The following is a 2,157-nucleotide window of genomic DNA, read 5'->3' as shown; positions in this document are numbered from 1 at the left end:
GTGAATTCTAAGTCCTTTGAGTCCTCGTTAACTGTTTGCTTGGCAACTCTATTTAGATCAGAGCCCGGAGCAGTGGTACTGATAACCTTATATCCATTAACTGGTGGGTTATCAATAGCACCAAATTTAGCATTATCGGCCTGAATCCAGCTGCTATCGGGTTTACCCGCATTGTCTAAAGTTGGGTTCTCCTGACTGCCGAACTTATAATACGTGGTATTCCCATTCCATGCTTTAACTGTGATAAAGGTAATATGGTCGGTATGACTAGGGGCGACTGTTTTACCAGTTTGGTCAACATAGTTAATAGTCTCATTAACTTTTTTGTTATTAAAAATTGAGTAAGTGACAAAGCTCAAAAAATCAGAGTTCTTATTATGATTACCATGCCACCACCAATTTGAATGCGACCACCAAGGAATGTTTGAATCACTGATTGGAACCGCGCCTAGGTAAAGTGTTGGTTTATTCGAAGTAAAATCGGCAAAGGTCACTCCCCCTTGTAGAGCATAATAATACGGATTACTATCCTCACCATCATGTGACTGATAACCCGAAGGATCGGTGTTTGTATAGACTAAACCATCTGGAACATTGGTACCAGAAACACTTGTGAGTCCCATTGTTGATGCTGGTGCTGTGAATCCTGTTGATGGATCATTAATAGGATTTTTTGAGATGACTACGGTTTTGGCATCTTTGGTTTGAACGTATTCACGGCGGTTACTACCTCCACCATTATTAGAGCTTAATGAAGCAGACAAAAAATAAAAAATTTGATTGTTATTTTGAGCAGCATTAGCCTGATTAAATTTGGTAATGTCTACGATTGAGCCATCATTAGAGTAAGTAAACCAGAAGGTTTCTTGGAAGTTGGCATTGTAGACATCGATGTTATCAACAGCATTCGAGCTAATTAAAATAAGATACGGGTTTTGTTTATCGACACCCGTTATGCTACTAATACCATCAGCACCCGGGTTATTTTGAGCAACGAAATCATGAAATGTTTCATGAAAGTCAACATTTCGTCCGTTAATTGATCCGGCATTAGCCCAATGCTTTGTAATAGATACATTCTTTTTTAAAAGATCAGCCCCTGAATACAACCAAAATGTGTCCCCGGTCATACCATCATTCTTAAATTGCTGAGGCAGATTAGCCTGGGTGTACGTAGCTGTTAAATTTACCCCAGTTGCAGTTGGAGCATTGCTATCTTGAGAGTTCAATTCAAAGCTTAAAATTTGAGCATTATTTAATGATGAATACTGGGTTTTACCATCAAGATTCGTTTGAGAAGTTGCATCATCGGCCATTGGCTGAACAACACTCCTCCTATTCCTGGCACGGCTTGCTGCAGTAGCTGCTGACTTGTCGACTTGCGCACCTTTATCCGCACCTGTGCCTGTACCTTGCGTGCCAGTTTGAGAACCTAATTGACTGCCTGATTTATCTGCACCAGTACCAGTTGCGCCTTTATCAGCGCCTTGATTCTTATCAGCGCCTTGATTCTTATCAGCACCAGCTTTTTCATATTGCTTTAAAGATGAATTAAGCTGCGGCACCTCTTTCTTAGCTAAAGGCTGGCCAGCTTTACCGTTTAAGCCGTTAGCAGTATTAGTGCCTTCGTTGCCCTTAGCCTCAACTGGCGTTTTAGCTGAAGCTTTGCTAACATCAGTACTTGCGCCATTATCCTTAGCTGCATCAGCTTTAGTTTGTGCAACTTCTTTAGCTGCATTTTTAGCTGCATTGTCATCAATTTGTACAGATTTTGCTTGGTCTGGATCAGATTCAGCGGCATATACCGTGTGAGCGTTATTAGTAGCATCCGCCATCAATAAGGTACTGCCCAAAATTGCCCCGCAGAGACCTAAAATCGTCTTACGGAAGCCAAATCTTTGCTTTTTTTCTCCAACAACTAAGCGTTTATGAGCAATTGTTCTAATTGTCATGTTTTATAAATGCTTCTTTCTAACAGTTTTACAAAAGTTTGCAAATTTTGTAGTTATGTTAGCAGCCTGTCTAAGTTTTCTGTCTAAATTTAGGGTAGATTCGCTTGGATAAGCTACAAATCAACTGCACCTCTCAGTTTATAACTAAATCGTGCTGCCTTCAATACATTTGCCTGCGCAACGGTCAAGAATAATATAATCATTA

The 2,157-nt window shown here is 40.2% G+C and carries 1 protein-coding gene; it reads right to left on the bottom strand.

Features of this window, described 5'->3' with window-relative positions:
* The coding region (locus HMPREF0518_RS08890; protein WP_003627902.1) for a mucin-binding protein at window positions 1-1,952 on the bottom strand (1,952 nt) is incomplete at its 3' end.
* Window positions 1,953-2,157 lie beyond the last annotated feature (205 nt).

Origin of the sequence: Lactobacillus helveticus DSM 20075 = CGMCC 1.1877 (genome assembly GCF_000160855.1) — a bacterium.
Taxonomy (GTDB): Bacteria; Bacillota; Bacilli; order Lactobacillales; family Lactobacillaceae; genus Lactobacillus; species Lactobacillus helveticus.
Note: the sequence above shows the minus strand (reverse complement) of the source record. Positions and strands in the feature narration are given on the sequence as shown.